General features: G+C 62.4%; 17 protein-coding genes. 12 read left to right on the top strand and 5 right to left on the bottom strand.

What is annotated here, in order from left to right:
• Nucleotides 1-2,319: Rne/Rng family ribonuclease (locus HMPREF9696_RS05510; RefSeq protein WP_081602435.1), on the bottom strand; the 2,319-nt coding region annotated here is incomplete at its 3' end.
• 724 nt (nucleotides 2,320-3,043) lie between these two features.
• On the opposite strand from HMPREF9696_RS05510, the gene HMPREF9696_RS05505 reads away from it, so the two are divergent.
• From HMPREF9696_RS05505 to HMPREF9696_RS05490, 4 genes are all read left to right on the top strand, one after another.
• Nucleotides 3,044-4,324: an N-acetylmuramoyl-L-alanine amidase gene (locus HMPREF9696_RS05505; RefSeq protein ID WP_002711971.1), complete on the top strand. Its 1,281-nt coding sequence runs from the start codon at nucleotides 3,044-3,046 to the stop codon at nucleotides 4,322-4,324.
• A 191-nt stretch (nucleotides 4,325-4,515) separates the two neighbouring features.
• Nucleotides 4,516-7,008, top strand: a complete 2,493-nt coding sequence (locus HMPREF9696_RS05500; protein WP_002711970.1) for a penicillin-binding protein 1A — start codon at nucleotides 4,516-4,518, stop codon at nucleotides 7,006-7,008.
• A gap of 88 nt (nucleotides 7,009-7,096) precedes the next feature.
• Nucleotides 7,097-8,228 (top strand): peptide chain release factor 2 gene (gene prfB, locus HMPREF9696_RS05495; protein ID WP_157169998.1). Its coding sequence is split into 2 segments (ribosomal slippage): nucleotides 7,097-7,165 and nucleotides 7,167-8,228, totalling 1,131 coding nucleotides; the frame shifts between segments, so codons are not numbered across the junction.
• A 124-nt stretch (nucleotides 8,229-8,352) separates the two neighbouring features.
• Nucleotides 8,353-9,291 (top strand): DMT family transporter, encoded by a 939-nt coding sequence (locus tag HMPREF9696_RS05490; protein ID WP_002711968.1) that lies wholly within the window; start codon nucleotides 8,353-8,355, stop codon nucleotides 9,289-9,291.
• A 7-nt stretch (nucleotides 9,292-9,298) separates the two neighbouring features.
• Here HMPREF9696_RS05490 and HMPREF9696_RS05485 read toward each other — a convergent pair whose 3' ends face one another.
• Nucleotides 9,299-10,657, bottom strand: coding sequence for a M23 family metallopeptidase (locus HMPREF9696_RS05485; protein ID WP_174309451.1), 1,359 nt, complete (start codon nucleotides 10,655-10,657; stop codon nucleotides 9,299-9,301).
• Between the two features lie 98 nt (nucleotides 10,658-10,755).
• Complete coding sequence (locus HMPREF9696_RS05480; protein ID WP_002711966.1) at nucleotides 10,756-11,445, bottom strand: peroxiredoxin; 690 nt, start codon at nucleotides 11,443-11,445, stop codon at nucleotides 10,756-10,758.
• Between the two features lie 285 nt (nucleotides 11,446-11,730).
• On the opposite strand from HMPREF9696_RS05480, the gene HMPREF9696_RS05475 reads away from it, so the two are divergent.
• On the top strand, nucleotides 11,731-15,360 hold the full coding sequence (locus HMPREF9696_RS05475; protein ID WP_002711965.1) for a YhdP family protein: 3,630 nt from the start codon (nucleotides 11,731-11,733) through the stop codon (nucleotides 15,358-15,360).
• Nucleotides 15,357-15,800, top strand: coding sequence for a PaaI family thioesterase (locus tag HMPREF9696_RS05470; RefSeq protein WP_002711964.1), 444 nt, complete (start codon nucleotides 15,357-15,359; stop codon nucleotides 15,798-15,800). The genes HMPREF9696_RS05475 and HMPREF9696_RS05470 overlap by 4 nt, the downstream gene beginning before the upstream one ends.
• A gap of 9 nt (nucleotides 15,801-15,809) precedes the next feature.
• On the opposite strand, the gene tyrS is transcribed toward HMPREF9696_RS05470, so the two are convergent.
• Nucleotides 15,810-17,063: a tyrosine--tRNA ligase gene (gene tyrS / locus HMPREF9696_RS05465; protein ID WP_002711963.1), complete on the bottom strand. Its 1,254-nt coding sequence runs from the start codon at nucleotides 17,061-17,063 to the stop codon at nucleotides 15,810-15,812.
• A gap of 84 nt (nucleotides 17,064-17,147) precedes the next feature.
• Here tyrS and HMPREF9696_RS05460 point away from each other — a divergent pair, with 84 nt between their 5' ends.
• The 3 genes from HMPREF9696_RS05460 to HMPREF9696_RS05455 all read left to right on the top strand — a co-directional run bounded on the left by HMPREF9696_RS05460 (nucleotide 17,148) and on the right by HMPREF9696_RS05455 (nucleotide 19,131).
• The gene (locus HMPREF9696_RS05460) at nucleotides 17,148-18,245 is read left to right on the top strand and encodes an anhydro-N-acetylmuramic acid kinase (protein WP_002711962.1); all 1,098 of its coding nucleotides are present in this window, start codon (nucleotides 17,148-17,150) and stop codon (nucleotides 18,243-18,245) included.
• Between the two features lie 80 nt (nucleotides 18,246-18,325).
• Entirely contained in the window at nucleotides 18,326-18,460 is a 135-nt protein-coding gene (locus HMPREF9696_RS22110) for a hypothetical protein (protein ID WP_002711961.1), read from the top strand.
• Nucleotides 18,457-19,131, top strand: a complete 675-nt coding sequence (locus tag HMPREF9696_RS05455) for a glutathione S-transferase family protein (protein ID WP_002711960.1) — start codon at nucleotides 18,457-18,459, stop codon at nucleotides 19,129-19,131. The genes HMPREF9696_RS22110 and HMPREF9696_RS05455 overlap by 4 nt, the downstream gene beginning before the upstream one ends.
• 76 nt (nucleotides 19,132-19,207) lie before the next feature.
• Here the strand turns inward: HMPREF9696_RS05455 and HMPREF9696_RS05450 are convergent, their stop codons facing one another.
• Entirely contained in the window at nucleotides 19,208-19,855 is a 648-nt protein-coding gene (locus HMPREF9696_RS05450) for an alpha/beta hydrolase (protein ID WP_002711959.1), read from the bottom strand.
• Nucleotides 19,856-20,064: 209 nt separating this feature from the next.
• Between HMPREF9696_RS05450 and HMPREF9696_RS05445 the strand changes: the two genes are divergently transcribed.
• The 3 genes from HMPREF9696_RS05445 to sufC all read left to right on the top strand — a co-directional run bounded on the left by HMPREF9696_RS05445 (nucleotide 20,065) and on the right by sufC (nucleotide 23,547).
• Entirely contained in the window at nucleotides 20,065-21,231 is a 1,167-nt protein-coding gene (locus HMPREF9696_RS05445) for a cysteine desulfurase family protein (protein WP_002711958.1), read from the top strand.
• Between the two features lie 82 nt (nucleotides 21,232-21,313).
• Nucleotides 21,314-22,792: a Fe-S cluster assembly protein SufB gene (gene sufB / locus HMPREF9696_RS05440; protein WP_002711957.1), complete on the top strand. Its 1,479-nt coding sequence runs from the start codon at nucleotides 21,314-21,316 to the stop codon at nucleotides 22,790-22,792.
• Nucleotides 22,789-23,547 carry a Fe-S cluster assembly ATPase SufC gene (gene sufC / locus HMPREF9696_RS05435; protein ID WP_002711956.1) on the top strand — a complete coding sequence of 253 codons (759 nt, stop codon included), beginning with the start codon at nucleotides 22,789-22,791 and terminating at the stop codon, nucleotides 23,545-23,547. The genes sufB and sufC overlap by 4 nt, the downstream gene beginning before the upstream one ends.
• Nucleotides 23,548-23,558: the final 11 nt, after the last annotated feature.

The following is a 23,558-nucleotide window of genomic DNA, read 5'->3' as shown; positions in this document are numbered from 1 at the left end:
CGTGGCACCGGCGGCCTGCGCGTCGTCACCGTCGCCTTCGCCCTCGGCTTCATCGTCGCCTTCAAATTCGGCTTCGGCTTCGAATGTTTCGTCGTCACCGTAGTCGTAGGTGTCTTCAATCACTGCGGGAGCCGCGGCGAGCTGCGCGGCCAGAATGGCCTTGGCGGCCTCAAGCGTGTGCACGGCTTCGCCGCGGTCAATCACATAGGACTGCTGCCCGCTGATGGTCGGATCGGCAATCACGGACAGCGTCACCTTGAAGCTGCTTTCGAGATCGCGCAGATGGCCGCGCTTGTGATTCAGCACATAGAGCGCGACGTCGGTGCGGGTGCGCACCGTGAGATTGTGGGTCGGACCCTTCATCAGGGTTTCCTCGAGACCGCGCAGCAACTGCAGGGCGACCGACGAGACCGAGCGGACATGGCCGGAGCCGCCGCAATGCGGGCAGGGCTCGGTGGAGCTTTCCAGCACGCTGGCACGGATGCGCTGACGCGACATTTCCAGCAGGCCGAAATGCGAGATGCGCCCGACCTGGATGCGCGCGCGATCCTGCCGCAGGCAGTCGCTCAGCTTGCGTTCGACCGCGCGGTTGTTGCGCTTCTCATCCATGTCGATGAAGTCGATCACGATCAGGCCCGCAAGATCGCGCAAGCGGAGCTGGCGCGCGACTTCCTCGGCAGCTTCAAGATTGGTCTTGAGCGCGGTGTCCTCGATGTGGTGCTCGCGGGTCGAGCGGCCCGAGTTCACGTCGATCGAGACCAGCGCTTCGGTTTGGTTGATGACGATGTAGCCGCCGGAGCGCAGCGTTACCGTGGGCGAGAACATCGCGTCGAGCTGGCTTTCGACGCCCATCCGCGAGAACAGCGGCTGGCCGTCGCGATACTGTTTCACCGCGCGGACATTGCTCGGCATCAGCATCTTCATGAAATCGCGCGCCTCGTTGAAGCCGGCTTCACCGGCCACGAGAACCTCGTCGATTTCCTTGTTGTAGAGATCGCGCAGCGAACGCTTGATGAGAGAGCCTTCCTCGTAAACGAGGGTCGGCGCCTGCGACTTGAGCGTGGTGTCGCGGACGGTTTCCCACATCCGGATCAGGTATTCAAAGTCGCGCTTGATTTCCGGCTTGGTGCGGGAGGCGCCTGCGGTGCGCAGGATGATCCCCATTCCCTCCGGCACGTCGAGGTCCTGCACCACATCCTTGAGACGGTTGCGGTCCTGCGCCGAGGTGATCTTTCGGCTGATGCCGCCGCCACGGGCGGTGTTCGGCATCAGGACGGCGTAACGGCCGGCAAGCGAGAGGTAAGTCGTCAGCGCGGCGCCCTTGTTGCCGCGTTCTTCCTTGACGACCTGCACCAGCATCACCTGGCGGCGCTTGATGACTTCCTGAATCTTGTACTGGCGGCGCGGACGGAAGGCGCGCTCCGGAACTTCCTCGAGCACATCATCGCCGCCGACCGACTCGACGACTTCTTCCTCGGCGTCTTCGCCGTCGTCTTCGTCATCCTCGTCGTCCGCGTCGTCGGCGTGGTGCTCGTCCTGGTGATCTTCTCCGAGCGTGAGAGGTTCGTCGGCATGAGAGGCGTCGGTCGCGTCGTGTTCATGCGGCTGATCGTCGTGCGCGTGATCGTCGTGCGCATGGTCGTGCACTGCGCCGGAATCTTCGCTGACCGGAGACACGGCAGGCGCATCTGCATCCGCCGCTGCATGTGCCTCGGTGTGTACGCCATGGTCGTGCGTGTGATCGTCATCGCTGTGATCGCCGTGACCATGCTCATCGTGCGCATGCGCTGGATGATCGTCGCCGTCGTGACCATGGTCGTCATGATGCGCGGCTTCAGCGTCATGCGGGTAGTCGGGTGCGTGATCGCCGACCTGCGCCGCGTCGCCCTGCGGCTGTGCGTCGGTTTCAGCGCTTGCGTTCTCGACGATTTCACTCTGTACACGCTCGCCACGGTCGCGGCGGCGGGAATTGCGATGGCGCGAACGGCGGCGGCTGGAGCGATTTTCCGACTCTTCCTCGGCCTCGCGGTGCGCACGCTCGTCGGCCTCGATCAGGGCCTGACGGTCGGCAACCGGGATCTGGTAGTAGTCGGGATGGATTTCGCTGAAGGCCAGGAAGCCGTGCCGGTTACCGCCATACTCGATGAAGGCGGCCTGCAGTGACGGCTCTACGCGCGTGACTTTGGCGAGATAGATATTGCCGCGCAGTTGCTTGCGCTGGGCAGATTCGAAATCAAATTCCTCGACGCGATTGCCGCGGACCACGACCACCCGGGTCTCTTCCGGATGGGTCGCATCGATCAACATCTTGTTGGGCATTTTGGAGCTCTTGACGGCGAACGGCACGTTCGGCGGCCAGCGCATGGCGCATGGCCGGGGTTCGTAACGGTCCACCTGATTCGGGGGTGAGGGGAAGGCCAAAACGCCGCCCGAGGCACCGTGCCGACCGCGACGCCAGCGAAACGCGACGCGCAAAAACTCCGCGTCGTATCGTTGCTGTCGTCGATGGGATCTGTGCGATCCCGGTCGGCATTAGAGTCTGGCGCATCAAGCGTCGGCCCGTTTAATTCATTGGACGGCAAACACGCCGCCGTATTCTGGGGCGGCAAAGCGCCGCCGTATTCTGCCGCCGACATCGCCAGCGGATTCGGTGCTGGCAGCGCCAACGCGGTCGCAAATGCGCGCGCTGGCTCTCGATGGTCCGCCACCTTTCAATAGCGGTCGCCGGTTATGGGAGTAGCCGCTCGGGCTGGTAACCGCCGCTCCGTGTCAGCCGCGCGCTGCGCTGGCTGTGGAGGGTCGGAAGGTACGCTGGAACCTCTAACTCTATGCGAGGACCTGGCGCTGCACCGGGAAGCTGAACGCGACACAACCGCAAGTTTAAACCGTCAGCCCTTCATACATACGTCGAACACCGCCCTCTGGCAAGGGAAGCGTCACAACGCTGCAACACAGCGCGGCAATCGTTCTGAGGCGCAGTAAGGCGCCGTTAACTGTGCGGTTCTATTGCGATATGAGGTGTCCGGAAACTGCGGATTTGTCGATGCCCCTCTGGAAAAATCGCGCATTCTTGGTCACTTCTTGGGTGTGCGCCGCAGCATTCCTGTGTTTCGCGATTCCCTTGGCCCAAGCCGTCGAATCCCAGCCCCCGCAGCCAGCGGTTGCGCAGGCCTTTCCGGTCGCCTCCGACGTGCGCGTGGCGGGCGACAACAAACAGACGCGCTTTATTCTCGATCTCGACCGCAAGGTCGATGTCCGGGCTTTTGTCCTTGGCGATCCGTATCGGGTCGTCCTCGACATCCCGCAGGTGACCTTCAATCTTCCCGCCGGAACGGGAACTTCGGGCCGGGGGCTGATCCGAGCCTTTCGCTATGGCCTTGTCATGCCGGGAGGCTCGCGCGTGGTGTTCGATCTGACCGGCCCGGCCAGGGTCGAAAAGGCCTTCGTGATGGATGCTGCGAACGGCCAGCCGGCGCGGCTGGTGGTCGAACTCGTGGCGGTGGAGCGCTCTGCTTTCAAGCCGACACCGGCGAATGATGAGCGGGTCCAACTGCGTCCGGCGATCGCCGATGCCAGTGACACAACGGGCACAACCGGATCGGGCAAGGCCAACGATCCCCGGCCGGTCATTGTGATCGACCCCGGTCACGGTGGCGTCGATAATGGTACACAGGCCGCGACCGGCGAGGCCGAGAAAACCATCGTGCTGGATTTTGCCAAGGCGCTCCGGGACCGGATCGAAAAGAGCGGCAAGTTCCGTGTTGTGATGACCCGCGACGACGACACCTTCATTCCGCTGGGCGACCGCGTGAAAATCGCCCGCAGCCATATGGCCGCGCTGTTCGTCTCGATCCATGCCGACGCGCTGCCAAAGCGGGAAGGCGATGCGCAGGGCGCCACCGTTTACACACTCTCGGATCGGGCCTCTGACGCCGAAGCCGAACGGCTCGCCGAGGCGGAAAACAAGGCCGACGCCATCGCCGGTATCAATCTGACCGAGGAACCGGCTGAGGTCGCCGATATCCTGATCGACCTTACCCAGCGCGAGACCCGTGCGTTTTCAAACCGTTTTGCAAGAACGCTTGTCAACGAGATGAAGACGGTCGCCCGGATGCACAAGCACCCGCTGAAGTCGGCCGGTTTCCGAGTCCTGAAGGCGCATGACGTTCCCTCGGTTCTGGTCGAACTCGGCTATGTGTCGAACAAGGGTGATCTTCAGCATCTGGTCTCGGAAAGCTGGCGATCCCGCACGGTCGGGTCGGTCGCCCAGGCGGTGGATGCGTTTCTCGGCAAGCGCGTGGTTTCCGCGGGCGCTTCAAAATAAAAGCGTTCGGCTTGAATTTGCAGCGGTATTGCCGCCGAGGCCCTAGTTTGGCCACAGCGGCGGCTCTATAGGATTTCAGATCAGAAACGGACCAGAATCGGCCCACGCCCGAAGGCCGGATGGTATAGTCCGGTTCGGAATCTCCGATGTGCGCCATGATCGCGCCCCGACGCTAAGGACGGATACTGACGATGCGCTTGCTGTTGCGGTTCATGGGCTTTCTGTTCGCGGCCGGAACGATCGTGTTCCTTGTCGGCGTCGCGGCGGTCGCGGGCCTGATCTGGCACTTTTCAAAGGACCTGCCGGATTATTCGCAGTTGCAGGATTACGAACCCCCGGTGATGACGCGCGTGCATGCGGCGGACGGCTCGCTGCTCGGCGAATACTCCAAGGAGCGCCGGCTGTATCTGCCGATCCAGGCAATCCCCAAGCCCGTCATCAATGCGTTTCTCGCGGCGGAAGACAAAAACTTCTACGAGCACGGCGGCATCGACTTCACCGGCATGGCGCGCGCCGCCATCCTCTATGCGCAGAACTTCGGGTCCAACCGCCGCCCGCAGGGCGCGTCCACGATCACACAGCAGGTCGCGAAGAACTTCCTGCTGACCAACGAGGTGTCGTTCAACCGAAAGATCAAGGAAGCCTTGCTGGCGATGCGCATCGAGCGCACCTACACCAAGGACAAGATTCTCGAACTGTATCTCAACGAAATCTATCTCGGCCTCGGCGCCTACGGCATCGCCGCCGCGTCGCTGGTTTACTTCGACAAGTCGGTGAACGAACTCACCATCGCGGAAGCGTCCTATCTGGCCGCGCTGCCGAAAGCGCCCGCCGCGCTGCATCCGGTCCGCAACCGTGACCGCGCCATCGAGCGCCGCAACTACGTGATCGACCGCCTGCTTGAAAACGGCTGGATCAAGCAGGCCGACGCCGTCGCGGCCCGCAAGGAACCGCTGGTCGTGACCTCGCGTTCCAATGCCGCGCATATTTTTGCCGGTGAGTATTTCGCCGAGGAAGTCCGCCGCGACATCTTCGAGCGCTACGGCGAAAAGAAGCTCTATGAAGGCGGCCTGTCGGTCCGCACCTCGCTCGATCCGAAGCTGCAGGTGATGGCGCGCAAGTCGGTGGTGGCCGGTCTTGTCAGGTTCGACGAGGCGCAGGGCTGGCGCGGCGCTCAAAACAAGATCGACATTACCGGTGACTGGGGCGTGAAACTCGCGGAAGTGAAGTCACTTTCCGATATTTCCCCGTGGCGCATGGCCGTGGTGCTCGAGACCAGCGATCAGTCGGCACGTATCGGCTTCCAGCCGGGACGCGAGCTTGGCGGCGCGGTCTCCAAAACGCGCGACACCGGCCTGATTTCGCTCGATGGCGTGCGCTGGGCGAAGGCCGCGAGCGGGCCGACCCGGTTCAAGACGCCGACGGCTGTGACGCAGGTGCTGTCGCCGGGCGATGTGATCTATGTCGATCCGCTTCTGGACAAGGATGGCAACAAGGTTGAGGGGCAGTACCGGCTCCGCCAGGTGCCGGAAGTCTCCGGCGCGATGGTGGCGATGGACCCGTGGACCGGCCGCGTGCTGGCCATGGTCGGCGGCTTCTCGTTCGATCAGAGCCAGTTCAACCGCGCGACGCAGGCCTATCGTCAGCCGGGTTCATCCTTCAAGCCCATCGTCTACTCGACCGCGATGGACAACGGCTACACGCCATCCACCGTGGTGGTGGACGCGCCGATCGAAATCGACCAGGGGCAGGGCGCTGGCGTCTGGCGTCCGGAAAACTATTCGACCGGCAAGTATTACGGTCCGACCACGCTGCGCAACGCGCTGATCCGCTCGCTCAATACGGTGACCGTGCGGCTCGCGCAGGACGTCGGCATGCCGCTCATCGGCGAATACGCCAAGCGTTTCGGCATCTATGACGAATTGCCGAACTATCTGTCCTACGCGCTCGGCGCCGGCGAGACGACGGTGATGCGCATGGTCACCGCCTATTCGATGTTTGCGAACGGCGGCAAGCGGGTGAAGCCGACGCTCATCGACCGGATCCAGGACCGCTACGGCCACACCATCTTCCGGCATGACCAGCGCGAATGCCGTGGCTGCGATGCTCCCGACGGCTGGAAGAACCAACCGGAGCCGACTCTTGTGGACCGGCGCGAGCAGGTGCTCGATTCCATGACCGCCTATCAGATCACCTCGATGATGGAAGGCGTCGTGCAGAGCGGTACAGCGACGGTTCTGCGCGAAGTCGGCAAGCCGATCGCGGGCAAGACCGGCACCACCAACGACGAGAAGGATGCGTGGTTCATCGGCTTCTCGCCCGATCTCGTGGTCGGCGTGTATATCGGCTATGACAAGCCGCGCAATCTCGGCCGTGGCGGCACCGGCGGCCATCTGGCTGCGCCCGTGGTGAAGGACTTCATGAAGCTCGCGCTCGCCGACAAGCCCGCGGTGCCGTTCAAGGTTCCCGCCGGCATCAAGCTGATCCGCGTCGATGCGAAGTCCGGCATGCGCGCGGGGCCCGGCGACAGCGGACGGACGATCCTCGAAGCCTTCAAGCCCGGCACTGCGCCGCCTGACAACTATTCGGTTATCGGCGTTGCGGATGCGGATCGCTCGCCGGGCGGCGTTTCGCCCGATGCAGATCGGGCGATCTTCCGGCCGGGGACGGGCGGTCTTTACTAGCCAGCGCCACGTTGCGCTGGCCGCCGCCAGCCGCTAAATCCCTGTCGTCTTTTGAATCGCAGCCGCGTTGCTGCTAGCTGGAATTGTCATGCGTCCTGAAATCGAACGCCTTGTTGAAGAGATCAAGCAGTCAGTCGGGCTGCTGAGGAGGCATCTTTGACGTCGATGCTGCCACGGCGCGTCTCGCCGAACTGAACGCTCTCGCCGAAGATCCCAATCTCTGGAACGATCCGCAGAAAGCCCAGAAGCTGATGCAGGAGCGCACCTCGCTCGAGGGGCAGCTCACCGGCATCGGCCGTATTGAGCGTGAGGTCGAAGATCAGATCGGCATGATCGAACTCGGCGAGGCCGAAAAAGATGAGGGTGTCGTTCTCGAAGCCGAGAATGCGCTCAAGGGGCTGAAAAAGGACGTTGCCAAGCAGGAGCTGGAAGCACTGCTGTCCGGCGAAGCCGACAAGTTCAACACCTATCTCGAAGTCCACGCCGGCGCCGGCGGCACCGAGAGCCAGGACTGGGCGTCGATGCTGCTGCGCATGTATACGCGCTGGGCGGAAAAGCACGGCTTCAAGATCGAGTACCTCGAAGAAACCGAAGGCGAGGAAGCCGGCATCAAGTCCGCGACCATCCAGATCAGCGGTCACAACGCCTATGGCTGGCTGAAAACCGAAGCGGGCGTGCATCGCCTCGTGCGCATCTCGCCGTTCGATTCCAGCGCCCGTCGGCATACGTCGTTCTCGAGCGTCGCGATTTTCCCCGTGGTCGATGACAGCATCAAGATCGACATCAAGGAGGCCGACGTCCGCACCGATACGATGCGTTCGGGTGGGGCAGGCGGCCAGCACGTCAACAAGACCGAATCCGCGGTGCGTCTGACGCACATTCCGACCGGCGTGGCGGTGGTCTGTCAGGCCGGACGTTCGCAGCACAAGAACCGGGCGCAGGCTTGGGACATGCTGCGCGCGCGCCTCTATGAAATCGAACTCAAGAAGCGCGAAGAGAAGGCCGCGGCCGATCAGGCGGCCAAGACCGACATCGGCTGGGGCCACCAGATCCGGTCTTACGTGCTGCAGCCGTATCAGATGGTGAAGGACCTGCGCACCGGTGTGCAGACGTCCGACACCCAGGGCGTGCTCGACGGCGATCTCGACGAGTTCATGGCCGCGACGCTGGCGCAGAAGGCGTTCGGCACCTCGCCAGGCGCGATCGAGGACGTGGATTAGGTTTGATGCTCGCGTTTTCCTGACGCGAGCCGGCTCCACTTCGTTTGATAGCGCTCCAAACGCGGAGCCGGGTTGCCGGGAAGCGGGTGGTTCATTGCCGGACCGCCGCGTATTCCTGTTCGCCATGGCTGTTGTTCAGGACCGACTCTCAGAAACCGAACTGCGGATGGATGAGCGCGACTGGTCGCGGCTTGTCTTTCTGTCCCTTCTCTGGGGCGGGACGTTCTTTTTCACTGGCGTCGCCCTGAAAGAACTGCCGCCGCTCACGCTTGTCTGCATCCGGCTGTCGCTCGCGACGCTGATCCTTCTGCCCGTGCTGTGGGCCAATCGGATTCCTTTTCCAAGGGGCATTGCGGGATGGTGGCCGTTCGCGGTCATGGCGCTGATCAACAATGTGATGCCGTTCTCGCTGATCGTGATGGGGCAGACCTATATTCCGAGTGGAACAGCCGCGGTGGTGAATGCCACCACACCGGTTTTCACTGTTCTGGTCGCTGCGGCGTTCGGGGAGGAGCGGCTGATCCTGCGCCGCGTTGCGGGCGTCTTGCTGGGCCTGTGCGGCGTCTTCATCCTGAAGGGGTTTGAATTCGATATCGGTTCAAAGCAGACCGTCGGCGTTTTGTTCTGCCTTGGGGCCACGACCTGCTTCGGCTTCTCCGCGTTGTGGGCCAGGCGAAAGCTGGCTGGCGCCCCGCCGATAGGCGCGGCGACCTTCCAACTCGCTTCGGGGGCGCTGATGATGATCGTTCTGGCAAGCGTCTTCGATCGTCCGTGGCAATTGCAGATGCCGGGAATGGTGACGTGGCTGGCCGTTCTCGGCCTTGCCGCGCTCTCGACCGCGCTGGCGTTCATTCTGTTCTTTCAGATCATCGAGCGATCCGGCGCCAGCAATGTCATGCTGGTGACGCTGCTTGTGCCGGTCAGCGCGATCCTGCTTGGCTATTTCTTTCTCGGGGAGCGGATTGAAGCGCGGGAGATCGTCGGCGCGCTGGTGATCGCGAGCGCGCTGTTGGTGATGGACGGCCGCGTGTTTCGCTTGTTCGTCCGCTCCGGCGCGGCATGAGCCGGACTCACCCCTGCGTCAGGCGGACCCCGGCGCGCAGGAATTTCTGAGGGTCCACGGCCTCGCCGTCGATACGGGTTTCGTAGTGGAGGTGAGGGCCGGTGGAACGTCCGGTCGAGCCGACCTCGCCGATCACCTGACCGATTGTCACGCGCTCGCCGATCTTGACGTTGATCGCCGACAGATGCCCGTAGCGCGTCGACAGGCCGTTGCCGTGGTCGATTTCGACCATGCGGCCATAGCCGCCGCTCCATCCCGCATTGACGACCTTGCCGTTTGCGGTGGCGCGAACCGGATCGCCGGTCGAGGCGCGGAAGTCCAGACCGCTGTGCATCGCAGGGCGGCCGAGAAACGGATCGCTGCGCACGCCAAATCCGGACGAGAATTCGACATTGCCGACAACCGGCTTGCGATAAGGCACCAGCGACAGCGTGCGCGTGAGCTTGTCGACCTGCGCACGGCTCAGATTGATCCGGTAAAGCTGACGGTCGAAGGCGCTGGCGTCCGACGATGGCTTGGTGACCGGTATATAGGGGCCGCCCATGCCGCCTTTCGGCGCAGCGGCCTCAAGCTGCGCCATGTCGAGGCCGAGGTCGGTAATCAGGCCGCGCATCCGGCGCATCTTGGATTCGTAGGTGCCCTCGACCGAGCTGAGAACCGCGACCTGGCGGCCTTCGACCTTGTCGAGCGCCGAATTCAGATTCGTCAGCACGCTGTCGACGCCGTTGGCCTTGGCAAATTCGGTACGCGGGTGCGCGGCGGCCGGTGTGCGGGACTCAAGGCGGGCTTCGCGATCCGGCGGCGTAACGAAAATAACGGTGTCGTTGATCGGCGAGGGCTTCGGCACACCCGTCGATGAGCCGGCATCTGTCGCCTGCGCTCCACGCGCCGTGGGCCTGATCGAACCGGTCGGGGTTGCGTCGGGCATCGCGTTGAGCGCGGCGGCGCGCGACTCAAGCAGCGCCTGCCGCCGCATGATCTGGTTGAGCTTCTGATCGTATTGCTCCTGATCGAGCAACTGGCGGCTGGTGGTGCGGTCAACGCGCGCGCGCAGTTCGGCGATGCGGTCTTCGTAGGCGTATTGCATTTCCGCCTGACGGGCGATCAGCCGGGTCAGCACGTCGTCGCGGAAGGCGAAATAGGTCGCGGTCGCCGCCGACCATGCGCCCATCACCACGACCGATCCGACCACGATCCAGAACACGACGGGTCCGAACCGGACAGCCTTGCCGTGATGGACAATGGTGTAGCCGTTGCGATCCGGACGAGGATGCGCAGGCCGCCGCTGCTGCGCCCTCGCATGGTCATGGTGGCCGTGATGGTGCTGGTGACGATCAGGATGGTGGTGGGCAGAACGGTTCGACATCAGCACTCCCGCGCCGGCCGGACTCATCCAGACGGCTCAATTACAGGGGCCGATTTGAACCTTTCATGGTTAATTTTCGGAAAATGATACCTGATGACTTAAAGAGCACGCGCTGCGTCCAGGACGGCATCGGCGTGGCCATCGACCCTGACAGTGCGCCAGATTCTGGCGATCCGGCCGTCCGCATCGACCAGAACCGTGGTCCGAACAATTCCCATGAAGGTTTTACCATACAGGGACTTTTCGCCCCAGACGCCATAGGCCTTCAGCATGCCCAGCGTTTCGTCCGAGACGAGCGGAACCGTCAGGTCATGCTTGTCGCGGAAGGTCTCTTGCTTGGTCACGGAATCCGCCGAGACGCCAAGGACGGCAGTCCCGGCATCGGCGAATTCGTCCGCGAGGCGGCTGAAGGCGATCGCTTCCAGAGTGCAGCCCGGCGTATCGGCGCGCGGATAGAAGAAGATCACCAGCTTGCGCCCGGCATAGTTCGCCAGTGACACGGTCTGCCCGCCATCGCGCGGGAGCGAGAAGGCCGGGGCCGATTGTCCCTCGGACAGCACCGGAGCGGATTTCCCCACCGGTTTTGGGGTCTTTGCAGGAGTCTTTTTGGCGGCCTTCGCGGCTACCGTCCTGGAGGCAAGAGCTTTCGCAGCGGGGCGTTTGGCCGCGGTCTTTTTCGCCGATTGACCGGCGGCGGCTTTGGTAGCCAGCCGTTTCGCGGCTTTGGGTTTTCCGCCTGCCGATTTCGGTGGCGATTTGGACGATTTCTTGCGCGTTTTCTTGGACATACGCCTTCCTTTCGTCGCTTTCAGCAGGGTATTTAGGGAATCATCAGAACGGCGACGAGGACATCAAAGCCGGTTTCTTCGGCTGGGCAAATCCGACGCTCCCGAGGTATGCTGAACAGCCCAAACTATTGAATTTAAGACTTTCTCAGGCCACCGCTCGAACGACACATAAAACGATAAACTAAGACTGGGCGTTTAGTCTGGCAGACACCGACGGAGCGAGTCTCCAGTTTTACGCTTTGACGCCCGGCGGCTCGACCAGGCTGACATCACGACCGAGAGGCAATGCCGAGATCAGAGCCCCAGAAAGCCTTTGCCAAGGCGGCAGATGAGCACCGGCATTGGGACGATTCCGGCTGGAATCACCATGACGATGCGGCCTGCGATCGGGCCATCAAACTTCTCAACCGCCCGACCATCGGCGTTCATCGGTTCACGGACTGGTTCCGCCGGCTGCGCCGCCGAGGCGGCGGTGGCGGCAGTCCATGGATCGGGCGGACCTTGCTCGTGCTGGCGTCGCTGGGCGTGGTTTTCGGGGGCGCGTTCGGCGCGCTGTGGCTGCGCCTCGGCGCGGGGCCGGTCAACCTCGACATCATGACGCCGTGGCTTGCATCGGCGATCGAGGAAAATCTCGGACACGATCATACCGTCGAGGTGGGCGGGACCCAGATCGAGCGTGCAGGCCGCATTCGCATCGCCGTGCGCCTGCGTGACATTGTCGTGCGCGACCACGACCACCACATCGTCGCGAACGCGCCCAAAGCCGAAGTGAGGCTTTCCGGTATGGCGCTGCTCACCGGGCGACTTCGCGCGGAAACGTTGCGGCTTGTGGGTGCCGAACTTGCGGTGAAGATCACGCCGGACGGCCGGGTGATCGTTTCAACGGGACAGGGCAACAGTCCGCTCGCGACCGGCAAGGTGCCGGTCAAGCCTGCGGCGCAGACTTCATCGGCACCGGCGCCACTGCCGTTCCAGGCATCGCCCGCGCCGCCGCCGACCGTCGCCGCGTCATCCGCAGCATCGTCCAATGGCACCGGCGGATTGATCGCCGCGCTTGACTGGCTTGACAGCTTGAGCGCTAACGGCCTCGACGGCAAAAGCCTCAACGAAATCGGATTGCGCAACGGTGCGCTGGTCGTCGAAGACCAGCGCAGCGGCGGCACCCTGAATTTCTCGAATATCAGCATGAGCCTGCGGCGGCCTGCCGGCGGCGGCGTCGCCCTTAGTGTCGGTGAAGAGGGCAAGAATGGCTGGGAGCTGAAGGTCGCGGTGGGCGCACCGTCCAACGGCGTGCGCTCGATCGATATCAGCGCCAACAAGGTGCCGGCCAACAACCTGCTGCTCGCCGCACGTTTGAAGGATTTTACCTATTCGGCGGACATGCCACTCAGCGGCGAGTTCAAGGGTGAACTCGGCCGCGACGGTTTGCCGACTTACTTCCGCGGCGAGATCGTCGCGGGCAAGGGTACTATCGTCGATCTCAACGTGCCCGACTACCCGATGGTCATCGACCAGGCCGATGCCCGGGTCGAATGGGATGCAGGACGCCGCGTCATGGTCGCGCCGTTCCACGTCAATGCCGGTTCCAACCGCATCACGCTGCTCGCGCATCTTGAACCGCCTAACGGCAGCATTCCAAACTGGCAACTCGGCCTGAGTGGCGGAACCATTCTGCTCGCGGGCGAAGCGGGAGAACCAGCCTCGATCTTCAACCGGATCGCGATCCGCATCCGCTTCGACACCGACAACCGCCGGATCCTGCTGACCCAGTGCGACATCAGCAACGGCGAGATCGGCGTGGCGGGTTCGGGAAGTCTCGACTATTCGGGCGAGCCGCGCCTGACTCTCGGAATGGCCGCGACACCGATGCCAGTGTCGGTCCTCAAACGCATCTGGCCGGTCCTGATCGTCCCCGAGGTCCGTGAATGGGTCACCGAACGTGTCGATCGCGGAAACCTCCAGCGGCTCGATGTGGCGGTGAATGCGCCGGTACATACGCTCGTTCGCGGCGGTCCGCCGATTCCGGATGATGGTCTGTCGGTGAATTTCCTGGCGAGTGGTCTCACAATCAGGCCCGTGGATGATCTGCCGTTGGTCCGCGACGCCGACATGAAGGGGCGCGTCAGCGGACGCACCGTCAATATCAATGTTGGACAGGGGGCCGTCGATACACCTGCGGGACGGCGGCTGAACATTTCGGACCTGACCTTTGAAGTGCCCGATCTCGCGCCGAAGCCGGCGCCCACCAAGGTGCGTTTCCGTGTCGACGGACCGGTGCCGGCTGCCGCCGAAGTGCTGCAGTCAGAAAGGTTGCGAGAAGCCGGTGATACGGTGATCGATCCGAATTCGAGCAAGGGCACGGTCTCAGCAATCGTCACGCTTGCGATGCCGCTGAAGAACGCGCTGACCAAGGCCGATACGACATATTCCATCAGCCTCGATCTCGGCGCGCTTGCCGTCGACAAGCTGGCGATGAACCAGAAGCTCGAGGCGAATTCGCTGAAGGTTGTTGCCGACAACCAGGGCTACCGCGTGAAGGGCGATGTCAAGATCGCGGGGCAACCGGCGGCGCTCGATTATCGCAAGAACAGCGATGGCGATGCCGATGTCCGTCTTGCGGCGACCCTGGACGATGCGGCCCGGGCGCGTCTCGGCGTCGATCTCGGATCGAGCCTGAGCGGCGCGATCCCGATCAAGCTGACCGGCAAGATTTCCGGCAACGAAGGCGACAATCGCGATAACCGGTTCGGCGTCGAGGCCGATCTGACCGCCGCGCGCATCGACAACCTGTTGCCGGGCTGGACCAAGGTCGCCGGCAAGACGACGAAGATGACATTCAACGTCGTGCAGAAGCCCCAGGGCACACGCTTCGAGGATATCGTCGTCGAAGGCAACGGTACCTCGATCAAGGGGTCTCTCGAAGTCGATGACAAGAACGATCTGGTCAATGCGTCGTTCCCTGTATTTTCGCCGTCGGAAGGCGACAAGGCGAACCTGAAGGCCGAGCGCCAGCCTGACGGAATGCTCAAGGTGACGATGCGCGGAGAGGTGTTCGACGGCCGCGGCTTCATCAAGAGCGCGATGTCGGGCCGCGATCAGAGCACCAAGGAAAAGTCGAAGAACTTCGATATTGATATCGACGCCAAGCTGGGCGCGCTCGCGGGATATTACGGCGAAGCGGTGCGCAGCATCGACCTGAAACTCACGCGCCGCAACGGCACGGTCCGGACGTTCTCCCTGAGCGGCAAGCTGGGACGCGATACGCCGGTGATCGGCGATATGCGGAGCCGCGGGCAGGGACGCGAGGTGATGTATCTCGAAACCAACGACGCCGGCGCGTTTTTCCGTTTCACCGATACCTACGCGAAGATGAGCGGCGGCAAGATGTGGCTGGCGGTGGACCCGCCGACCTCCGATACGTCGCCGCAGGAAGGATTGCTGAACGTCCGTGACTTCACCATCAAGGGCGAAGCTGCGCTGGATCGCGCCGTGGCCAATGCGCCGAATGCGAATTCGCAAGGCGTGGCGTTCTCCGGCATGCGTGCGGAGTTTTCGCGCCAGAGCGGGCAGTTGCGAGTGAAGGATGGCGTGCTGCGCGGGCCGACCATCGGCGCGACCATCGAAGGGTTCATCGACTATCCGGTCAATCAGGTGAAGATGAGCGGCACCTTCGTTCCGCTCTATGGCCTGAACAATATGTTCGGGCAGATTCCGATCGTCGGACTGTTCCTCGGCGGCGGCAGCAACGAAGGCCTGATCGGCATCACCTACGAAGTCGTTGGCACGCCCGGTGCGCCGGTGTTGCGCGTCAATCCGATCTCGGCGATGGCCCCCGGTGTGTTCCGCAAGATTTTCGATTTCAATACCGGCCGGCAGAGCACGCCGAACGATTTTTCGTCGCCGACCCAGCAATGAGCGCGTTTCAGGTTCAGGATCCCGACTATGAAGCGCGGGTGCGAAAGACGTTCGCCGGGCAGGCGGCGCTGACAACGCTCGGGATCACGCTGGCCCGGATCGAGCCGGGAACGCTCGAACTGCGAATGCCGTATGATGCGAATTTCTCGCAGCAGAACGGATTTCTGCATGGCGGGATCGTCTCCGCCGGTCTCGATACAGCGTGCGGCCTCGCGTCCTACACGTTGATGCCCGCGAATGCCGACATTCTCACCGTCGAGTTCAAGATCAACCTGCTGGCGCCCGCGAAGGGCCTGACGTTCCGCTTCGTCGGTCATGTCATCAAGCCGGGACGCACGCTGGTGGTCTCGGAAGGCCGTGCCTATGCCGTCGAGGGCGAGCGCGAAAAGCTGATCGCCACGATGTCGGCGACCATGATGACCATGGTCCAGCGAAGCTAGCCGCCGGCGTCACACCGGCTTGAGCAGGACGTGCTTCTTGCGGCCCATGGATAGCTTCACCACGCCGTCCGATGTCAGGTCCTTCGGCGTCAGGCTGATCTTGTCATCGGTAACGGGCGTATCGTTGATACGCAGTCCGCCGCCCTTGATCTGACGGCGTGCTTCGCCGTTCGACGCGACAAGGCCCGCCTTGACGAACAGTCCGAGCGCTGGCGCGCCGGCGTCGAGTTCGGCGCGCGGAATTTCCAGCGTTGGCAGGTCGCCTCCGATGGCGCCTTCCTCGAAGGTCTTGCGGGCGGTTTCCGAGGCGGCGTCGGCGGCCTCGCGCCCGCGAATGAGCGCGGTGGCTTCGGTCGCGAGAACCTTCTTCGCCTCGTTGATGTCCTGGCCCTTCAGCGCGGCGAGCTTCGCGATCTCGTCCATCGGCAGCAGCGTGAACAGTTTCAGGAAGCGCTCGACGTCCGCGTCCTCGGTGTTGCGCCAGAACTGCCAGTAGTCGTAGTTGCTGAGGAGATCGGCATTCAGCCAGACCGCGCCCGCGGCTGTCTTGCCCATCTTCGCTCCGGATGAGGTGGTGAGCAGCGGACAGGTCAGCGCATAGAGCTGATGCGTGCCCATGCGCCGGCCGAGGTCGATGCCGTTGACGATATTGCCCCACTGATCGGAGCCGCCCATCTGCAGGTTGCAGCCGTAACGGCGCGACAGTTCGACGAAATCGTAGGACTGCAGGATCATGTAGTTGAATTCGATGAACGACAGCTCCTGCTCGCGTTCGAGCCGCATGCGTACCGAGTCCATGGTCAGCATGCGGTTGATCGAGAAATGCCGGCCGACGTCGCGCAGCATTTCGATGTAGTTCAGCGTGGTTAGCCATTCGGCATTGTCGGCCATCACCGCATCGCTCTTGCCCGCGCCGAACCTGATGAGCTTGGTGAAGGTTCCCTTGATGCTTTCCTTGTTGGCGTCGATCTGTTCGTAAGTCAGCAGCTTGCGCGTTTCGTCGCGGCCGGACGGATCGCCGACACGCGTGGTGCCGCCGCCCATCAGCACGATCGGCTTGTTGCCGGTCTTCTGAAGCCAGTGCAGCATCATGATCGAGAGCAGGTGTCCGACATGCAGGGATGAGGCCGTGCAGTCATATCCGATGTAGGCTGTCACATCGCCCTTTTCGGCAAGGGCATCGAGACCGGCGGCATCCGACATCTGGTGGATGAAGCCGCGGCTCTGCAGGACATTGAGGAAATCGGACTTGTGGGCGCTCATATCGGGACTCTTCGGGAGATTTAGCCATTTATTGGGGCCTGTGGTGTATCAGGTCCGCTGTCGGATTCAAACGAGGAACGGCCTGTGCTGACTGCGATTGGCCTCATGAGCGGCACCTCCCTGGATGGGGTGGATGTCGCACTGATCGAAACGGATGGCGAGCGTATCGGGCGGTTCGGCCCGACCGCGTACCGCGCCTATACCGGCGCCGAGCGTGACCTGCTGCGACGGGCGCTCGCCGATGCCGCGCCAATGACGGATCGGGATGCACGGCCGGGCGCGTCGGCAGATGCGGAAAAACTGGTGACCCGCGCGCATGCCGAGGCAATCGAAGATTTTCTGCAGGCCAACGGTCTTTCGCGCTCCCATATTGATGTCGTCGGATTTCATGGCCAGACGGTTCTGCACCGTCCCGAACGAAAACTGACCGTGCAGATCGGCGACGGTCGGGCGCTTGCCAGAACGCTCGGGATTCCGGTCGTCTTCGATTTGCGCGCGGCGGACGTCGCCGCCGGCGGGCAGGGCGCGCCGCTTGTCCCGGTTTATCACCGCGCGCTGGTGAACATGCAAAACAGCGACGGGCCGACTGTTGTTGTGAATATCGGCGGTGTTGCGAATATCACCTATATCGACGGAGATACCTTGATCGCCTGCGACACGGGTCCTGGCAATGCGCTGCTCGATGACTTCATGCTGCGCAGAACAGGCGAGGCGGTGGATCGCGACGGGCGCGCGGCGGCCTCAGGACGCATTGACGAGGAATGGATCTCACGCGCTCTGAGCCGTCCGTTCTTTGCCTTGCCGCCACCGAAATCGCTGGACCGCAACGATTTCGCAGCGCTGACGATTGAAGGCATGAGTGTGCAGGATGGCGCGGCGACGCTGACCGCTCTGACCGCGGTTTCTATCGCCGCAATCGCGCAGATGCTGCCAAAACTCCCTGCGCGCTGGATCGTCGTGGGTGGCGGTGCGAGCAATCCAACCCTGATGACGATGCTGGGCAAACGTCTGGCTCCCGCAACGGTGGTGCGTGGGGCCGATCTCGGCTGGTCCGGCGATGCGGTGGAGGCGCAGGCTTTCGCCTACATGGCTGTCCGCAGCCTCAAGAGCCTGCCGCTGACATTCCCCGGGACGACAGGCGTCCCTGCGGCCCTGACCGGGGGCGTCCTCGCGAAACCGTGATTGCATGCATATGCATGAATATTGACAAACTTCATGCGATCGCATTAACTTCAATGCAAATGCATTGAAGGGGATTCCCGATGCTGGTCGTCGAACTGATTCACGTCGTTCAGGTCATTCGCGAGGGCTTTTTGCGCTATGCGCGCGAAACAACCGCCAATGTCGAGAGCGACAGACCCCCGCCGTGCTCTCATCGCTGGAGGGACACGCCATGAGCGCGCCGCTGAATCTGATCAGCCACAAGCTCTGCCCCTATGTTCAGCGCGCCGTGATTTCTCTTAAAGAAAAGGGCGTGCCGTTCGAGCGGATCGACATTGATCTCGACAACAAGCCGGACTGGTTCCTGAAGATTTCGCCGCTCGGCAAGGTGCCGGTGCTGCAGGTCGGCGACAAGGCGGTGTTCGAGTCCGCGGTCATTCTGGAATATCTGGAAGAGACCCTACCCAATCCGTTACATCCGCAGGATCCGCTGACCCGCGCCGAACATCGCGCATGGATCGAGTTCGGCTCGGCCGTGCTGGGCGACATCTGGGGGCTTGAAACTGTCGCGGACGAATCCGCCTTCAAGGCGAAAGCAAAGCAGGCGGCTGACAAGTTCGCGCGGCTGGAAGCGCGTCTGGTCGCGACGCCGTTTTTTGACGGCGAAAAATTCTCGCTGGTCGATGCCGTGTTCGCGCCCGTCTTCCGTTACTTCGATGTGTTCGACGAGATCGGCGATTTCGGCATTCTCGATAACAAGCCGAGGATCGCGCGTTGGCGCAAGAGCTTGCGCGAGCGCGCCTCAGTTCGTGAGGCGGTGAGCGCGGACTATCCGGCGCTACTGCGGGCCTTCATGGAAAAGCACAAGTCGTACCTTTCCCAACTGGACCGGCGTGCCGCTGCTTAAGGGCGCAGGTTCAGTTCATGAAAATGGCGCGGGCGACATTCGTCCGCGCCATTTTTCATTTGAGAAGGAGTGAAGGTTAGCGCACGTTGGCAAGCCGCATGTCGAGATAGGATGTCACCGACTCCATCAGCGGCTCCATCTTGTCCACGAAGAAGTGGTTGGCGCCGGGAATGACCTGCTGGTCGATCACGATTCCCTTTTGCGTCTTGAGTTTCTCCACCAGCGTGGTGACGTCCTTCGCAGGCGCCACGATGTCCTTGTCGCCGTGAACGATCAGGCCGGAAGACGGGCAGGGTGCGAGGAACGAAAAGTCGTAACGGTTCGGCTCCGGCGCGATCGAGATGAAGCCTTCGACCTCGGGACGGCGCATCAAGAGCTGCATGCCGATCCATGCGCCGAACGAAAATCCCGCGACCCAGCAGGCGCGTGCTTCGGGATTGATGGTCTGTGCCCAGTCGAGGGCGGAGGCTGCATCCGACAGTTCGCCGGTGCCATGATCGAACGAACCCTGGCTGCGGCCGACGCCGCGAAAGTTGAAACGCAGCACGGAGAACCCGCGTGCGACGAACGCGTAGTAGACCTGATAAACGATCGGGTGGTTCATATTGCCCTGGAACTGCGGATGCGGGTGCAGCACCATCGCAATCGGCGCGTTCTTCTGCTTCGCCGGATGATAGCGGCCTTCAAGACGGCCGGCAGGGCCGGTGAAAATGACTTCAGGCATCAAAATTCCTTTGAAGCGTCGTTGTGCTGGCCGAGCGGCCATTGCAAACGAAATGTCTGTCGAATGGTGCCGCCTTCTAGCATGGGGCAAGGGGCAAAAAGCAAGCATATTGCGCCTGCCGGGAGGTGCTGTTAGGCCGGATTGCTGATTATTTTCATGCAATTGCGGGATAAAAATGCCTCTCAAGGCGGATTGGACTGTGCGGCCACATGCGTGAGCGGGTTTATCTCGACTGGAATGCGACGACACCGCTGCGGCCCGAGGCGCGCAGTGCGATGGCGGATGCCTTCGATGTTGAGGGGAACCCGTCGTCGGTGCACAGCGAGGGCCGGGCGGCGCGGAAGCTGGTTGAGGACGCGCGCTCTGCGGTCGCTGCCGCGCTCGGCGCGGACCAGCGGAACGTGGTTTTCACCTCCGGCGGCACCGAAGCCAACGCCCTGGCGCTGACGCCCGGACTGCGCCGGGGACGCGCGGAACCGGTGCAGCGGCTGATCGTCTCCGCCATCGAGCATCCCTCGGTGCTCGCGGGCGGGCGATTCGCGGCGGATGCGATCAAGATCGCGCCGGTACTTCCGTCGGGTGTGATCGACCTTAACGCACTTGCCGAGCTGCTGGCCGATCAGCCGCCGGCGCTGGTGTCGGTGATGATGGCCAACAACGAGACCGGCGCGATCCAGCCGGTTTCGCAGGTGGCGGAACGCGTCCATGCCGCAGGGGGCGTCCTGCATGTCGATGCCGTGCAGGCTTTTTCAAGAATACCTATAAATATCAGATCACTCGGAGCGGATATTCTCACGGTTTCCGCGCACAAGATCGGCGGCCCGAAGGGCGTCGGGGCCATGATTGTGGGCGATACCCTGTCCGGCCTGGAAGCGCTGATAAGAGGCGGCGGCCAGGAACAGAGCCGGCGGGCCGGAACCGAAAATGTCCCCGGTATCGCCGGCTTTGGAGCAGCCGTGACGGCGGCAATGGCGTCCATGGACGCCGCCGACGTCACCCGGATGAAGGCCCTTCAGGCGCGGCTCGAAAAGGGCCTCAGAAGCCATCCCGGGACGGTGATTTTCTCGGATTCTGTTCCGCGATTGCCCAATACGACGCTGATGTCCGCGCCCGGCCTCAAGGCCGAAACCGCGGTGATCGGCTTCGATCTGGAGGGTATTGCGGTGTCGTCCGGCTCCGCCTGCTCGTCCGGCAAGGTTCAGCCGTCGCACGTTCTTCAAGCGATGAACGTTGATCCAGTGCTACTGCAGGGAGCTATTCGCCTCAGTCTGGGCTGGGACACCACCGAAGCGGGCATAGATCGTTGTCTGGAGGCTTGGATAAAGCTCGCGAGTGTATTACGTAAAGCTCCAGCAATCGGGCTTGAACAGTTCTAACATTCTCGTTTTGCGAGTGTTTTTGCCTGCTACAACTTACGCGGTCCACCGCGGTCCTTGAAACCGCGAGCGGAGGATAAAGATGCCGGCCGTACAAGAGACGGTCGATCGGGTTCGCCAGATCGACGTCGATCAATATCGCTATGGATTCGAAACCATCATCGAATCCGAAAAGGCCCCGAAGGGTCTCTCCGAAGACACCGTCCGATTCATCTCCGCCAAGAAGAATGAGCCGGAGTGGATGCTCGAGTGGCGCCTTGAGGCGTTCCGCCGCTGGCTGACCATGGAAGAGCCGACCTGGGCGCGTGTCGATTATCCGAAGATCGACTATCAGGATCTCTATTACTACTCCGCGCCGAAGAAGAAGGCGTTGGCTTCGCTCGACGAAGTCGATCCCGAAATTCTGAAGACCTACGAGAAGCTCGGCATTCCGCTGCGCGAGCAGGAAATGCTCGCCGGTGTCGTGCGTCCCGAAGGCGAGCGCCGCGTCGCTGTCGATGCCGTGTTCGATTCAGTGTCGGTTGCGACCACGTTCCAGGCCGAGTTGAAGAAGGCCGGTGTGATCTTCATGCCGATCTCGGAAGCGATCCGCGAACATCCCGAACTGGTGAAGAAATATCTCGGCACCGTGGTGCCGACCTCCGACAACTATTTCGCGACGCTCAACTCGGCGGTGTTCTCCGACGGCTCGTTTGTCTACGTGCCGGAAGGCGTGCGCTGCCCGATGGAGCTGTCGACCTATTTCCGCATCAACGAGCGCAACACCGGCCAGTTCGAGCGCACGCTGATCATCGCCGACAAGGGTGCTTACGTCTCGTACCTCGAAGGCTGCACGGCGCCGCAGCGCGACGAGAACCAGTTGCATGCCGCCGTGGTCGAACTCGTCACGCTGGACGATGCCGAGATCAAGTATTCGACGGTCCAGAACTGGTATCCGGGCAACTCGGAAGGCAAGGGCGGTATCTATAACTTCGTCACCAAGCGTGGCGACTGCCGCGGCAAGAACTCCAAGATTTCATGGACGCAGGTGGAAACCGGCTCCGCGATCACCTGGAAGTATCCAAGCTGCATCCTTCGCGGCGACAACTCGCAAGGCGAATTCTATTCGATCGCGATCTCGAACGGCTTCCAGCAGGTCGACTCGGGCACCAAGATGATTCACCTCGGCAAGAACACGTCGAGCCGCATCATCTCGAAGGGCATTGCGGCCGGCAAGTCGCAGAACACCTATCGCGGTCTTGTCACCGCGCATCGCAAGGCGACGGGCGCGCGCAACTTTACGGCGTGCGACTCGCTGCTGATCGGCGACAAGTGCGGCGCGCACACCGTGCCGTATATCGAAGCCAAGAACTCGTCGGCGCATTTCGAGCACGAAGCGACGACGTCGAAGATTTCCGAAGACATGCTGTTCTACTGCGTCCAGCGCGGTCTCTCTCAGGAAGAAGCCGTGGCGCTAGTCGTCAACGGTTTCGTGAAGGACGTGCTGCAGCAGTTGCCGATGGAATTTGCGGTCGAGGCGCAGAAGCTGATCTCGATCTCGCTGGAAGGAAGTGTTGGATGACCGCGTTACTCGAAGTCAAAGGCCTCAAGGTTCAGGTGGAAGATAACGAGATCCTTCATGGTCTCGACCTCACTGTGAACGCGGGGCAGGTTCACGCCATCATGGGCCCGAACGGTTCGGGCAAGTCGACCCTGAGCCACGTCATCGCCGGCAAACCCGGCTATGAAGTGACCGGCGGCGAGATCCTGTTCAAGGGCGAAGACCTGCTGGAGATGGCGCCGGACGAGCGCGCCGCCAAGGGTGTGTTCCTCGCATTCCAGTATCCGGTGGAAATCCCCGGCGTCACCACGATGAACTTCCTGCACACGGCGCTCAACGCGCAGCGCAAGGCGCGGGGCGAGACCGAACTGATGGCGCCAGAGTTCCTGAAGAAGGTGCGCGAGATCGCCAAGTCGCTCAACATTCCGATGGATATGCTCAAGCGCGGCGTCAACGTCGGCTTCTCCGGCGGCGAGAAGAAGCGCAACGAAGTGCTGCAGATGGGGCTGTTCCAGCCCAGCCTCTGCATCCTCGACGAAATGGATTCGGGTCTGGACATCGACGCGCTGCGCATCGCCGCCGACGGCGTCAATGCACTGCGCTCGCCCGATCGCGCGATGGTCGTCATCACTCACTATCAGCGGCTGCTGAACTACATCGTCCCGGACGTGGTTCACGTCATGTCGAAGGGCCGCGTGGTCAAGAGCGGCGGCAAGGAGCTGGCGCTGGAGCTGGAGAAGTCCGGTTACGCCCAGTATGAAGGCAAGGCAGCGTAAGCAGGTCCGAT

Origin of the sequence: Afipia clevelandensis ATCC 49720, assembly GCF_000336555.1 — a bacterium.
GTDB classification, from domain to species: Bacteria; Pseudomonadota; Alphaproteobacteria; order Rhizobiales; family Xanthobacteraceae; genus Afipia; species Afipia clevelandensis.
Note: the sequence above shows the minus strand (reverse complement) of the source record. Positions and strands in the feature narration are given on the sequence as shown.

Coding starts and splice junctions, on each gene's coding strand:
- HMPREF9696_RS05505 (WP_002711971.1), top strand. CDS start 3,044: ATGCCCCTCTGGAAAAATCGCGCATTCTTGGTCACTTCTTGGGTGTGC.
- HMPREF9696_RS05500 (WP_002711970.1), top strand. CDS start 4,516: ATGCGCTTGCTGTTGCGGTTCATGGGCTTTCTGTTCGCGGCCGGAACG.
- HMPREF9696_RS05490 (WP_002711968.1), top strand. CDS start 8,353: ATGGCTGTTGTTCAGGACCGACTCTCAGAAACCGAACTGCGGATGGAT.
- HMPREF9696_RS05485 (WP_174309451.1), bottom strand. CDS start 10,657: ATGTCGAACCGTTCTGCCCACCACCATCCTGATCGTCACCAGCACCAT.
- HMPREF9696_RS05480 (WP_002711966.1), bottom strand. CDS start 11,445: ATGTCCAAGAAAACGCGCAAGAAATCGTCCAAATCGCCACCGAAATCG.
- HMPREF9696_RS05475 (WP_002711965.1), top strand. CDS start 11,731: ATGCCGAGATCAGAGCCCCAGAAAGCCTTTGCCAAGGCGGCAGATGAG.
- HMPREF9696_RS05470 (WP_002711964.1), top strand. CDS start 15,357: ATGAGCGCGTTTCAGGTTCAGGATCCCGACTATGAAGCGCGGGTGCGA.
- tyrS (WP_002711963.1), bottom strand. CDS start 17,063: ATGAGCGCCCACAAGTCCGATTTCCTCAATGTCCTGCAGAGCCGCGGC.
- HMPREF9696_RS22110 (WP_002711961.1), top strand. CDS start 18,326: ATGCTGGTCGTCGAACTGATTCACGTCGTTCAGGTCATTCGCGAGGGC.
- HMPREF9696_RS05455 (WP_002711960.1), top strand. CDS start 18,457: ATGAGCGCGCCGCTGAATCTGATCAGCCACAAGCTCTGCCCCTATGTT.
- HMPREF9696_RS05450 (WP_002711959.1), bottom strand. CDS start 19,855: ATGCCTGAAGTCATTTTCACCGGCCCTGCCGGCCGTCTTGAAGGCCGC.
- HMPREF9696_RS05445 (WP_002711958.1), top strand. CDS start 20,065: ATGCGTGAGCGGGTTTATCTCGACTGGAATGCGACGACACCGCTGCGG.
- sufB (WP_002711957.1), top strand. CDS start 21,314: ATGCCGGCCGTACAAGAGACGGTCGATCGGGTTCGCCAGATCGACGTC.
- sufC (WP_002711956.1), top strand. CDS start 22,789: ATGACCGCGTTACTCGAAGTCAAAGGCCTCAAGGTTCAGGTGGAAGAT.